The 1,421-nt window shown below is 76.6% G+C and carries 2 protein-coding genes; both read left to right on the top strand.

Annotated features, from left to right (window positions below; all coding sequences use genetic code 11):
* Window positions 1-136: 136 nt before the first annotated feature.
* Window positions 137-619: a transcriptional regulator NrdR gene (nrdR, locus tag NWP09_RS12835; protein WP_258275886.1), complete on the top strand. Its 483-nt coding sequence runs from the start codon at window positions 137-139 to the stop codon at window positions 617-619.
* Window positions 616-1,421, top strand: an 806-nt coding sequence (locus NWP09_RS12830) for a quinone-dependent dihydroorotate dehydrogenase (protein WP_258275885.1), incomplete at its 3' end; no start/stop codon positions are given. The genes nrdR and NWP09_RS12830, both read left to right, overlap by 4 nt.

The raw sequence follows: 1,421 nt of genomic DNA, 5'->3' as shown, positions 1-1,421 counted from the left end.
CGCTCGAGGCGGTGCGCGCGGATGTCGTCGCGCTCGCCGCCGCCGAGGGCCTGCCCGCGCACGGCGAGGCGATCGACGCGCGCTTCGCGGCGCGCGGCGACGGGGCCGACCGCGCAGGGGCGGGGGAGGCGCGCTGATGCACTGCCCCTTCTGCCGCAATCCCGACTCCCGCGTCGTCGACTCCCGCACGAGCGACGACGGCACGTCCATCCGGCGGCGCCGCCAGTGCACCGAGTGCGGGCGGCGCTTCACGACCGTCGAGACCGCGAGCCTCTCGGTCGTCAAGCGCTCCGGCGTGCTCGAGCCGTTCCGGCGCGAGAAGGTCATCGAGGGCGTGCGGAAGGCCGTGCGCGGGCGGCCCGTGACGGACGCCGACCTCGCCGCGGTCGCGCAGGCCGTCGAGGAGACGGTGCGCGCGACCGGCGCGAGCCAGATCGACGCGAACGAGATCGGGCTCGCGGTGCTGCCGCCGCTGCGCGAGCTCGACGAGGTCGCCTACCTGCGCTTCGCGAGCGTCTACAACGCGTTCGACTCGCTCGAGGACTTCGAGGGCGCGATCCGCGCGCTCCGGGAGGAGCGGGCGGCGGTCGCCGAGGCGGAGGCGGAGGAGGAGCGATGACGGCGTACGACCTGCTCTTCCGGCACGGCTTCGCGCGCGTCGACCCCGAGCGGGCGCACCACCTGGGCGCCGCGGCGATCCGCGCGATCGGCGCGGCGCGGCCCGGCGTGCGCACCGATCCGCGCCTGCGCACGCGCGCGCTCGGCCGCGAGCTGCCGACGCCGTTCGGCATCGCCGCGGGCTTCGACAAGGACGCGACGATGATCGCTGGGCTCGGCGCGCTCGGCTTCGGTCACGTCGAGGTCGGCACGATCACCGCGCGCGCCCAGCCGGGCAACGACCGCCCGCGGCTGTTCCGGCTCGTCGAGGACCGCGCCCTCGTCAACCGCATGGGCTTCAACAACGGCGGTGCCGCGGCGGCCGCGGAGCGCATCGCCGCGGCGCGCGAGGCGCGCTCCCGCCCCGTGATCGGCGTGAACATCGGCAAGAGCCGCGTGGTCGACGCCGACGACGCTGCCGCCGTCGAGGCCGACTACCTGCACTCGGCGCGGCTCCTCGCGCCCGTCGCCGACTACCTCGCGGTCAACGTCTCCTCGCCGAACACGCCCGGCCTCCGCGGCCTGCAGGAGGAGCGGGTGCTCGAGCCGCTGCTCGACGCGGTGCGCGGTGCGGCGGGCGAGGTCCCCGTGCTCGTGAAGATCGCCCCCGACCTCGACGACGAGCAGGTCGAGGGCATCGCGTCGCTCGCGACCCGGCTCGGCCTCGCGGGCATCATCGCGACGAACACGACCATCCGGCGCGACGGACTGCGGGCGCCCGCCGGCGCGGTCGCGCGCGCGGGAGCGGGCGGCCTCTCGGGCCC

Origin of the sequence: Agrococcus sp. HG114 (assembly GCF_024723325.1) — a bacterium.
Classification (GTDB): domain Bacteria; phylum Actinomycetota; class Actinomycetes; order Actinomycetales; family Microbacteriaceae; genus Agrococcus.
This window is presented reverse-complemented; position numbering and strand designations above follow the sequence as displayed.

Excerpts from the sequence above, each read along its gene's own strand:
- nrdR (WP_258275886.1), top strand. The coding sequence starts at position 137 with ATGCACTGCCCCTTCTGCCGCAATCCCGACTCCCGCGTCGTCGACTCC.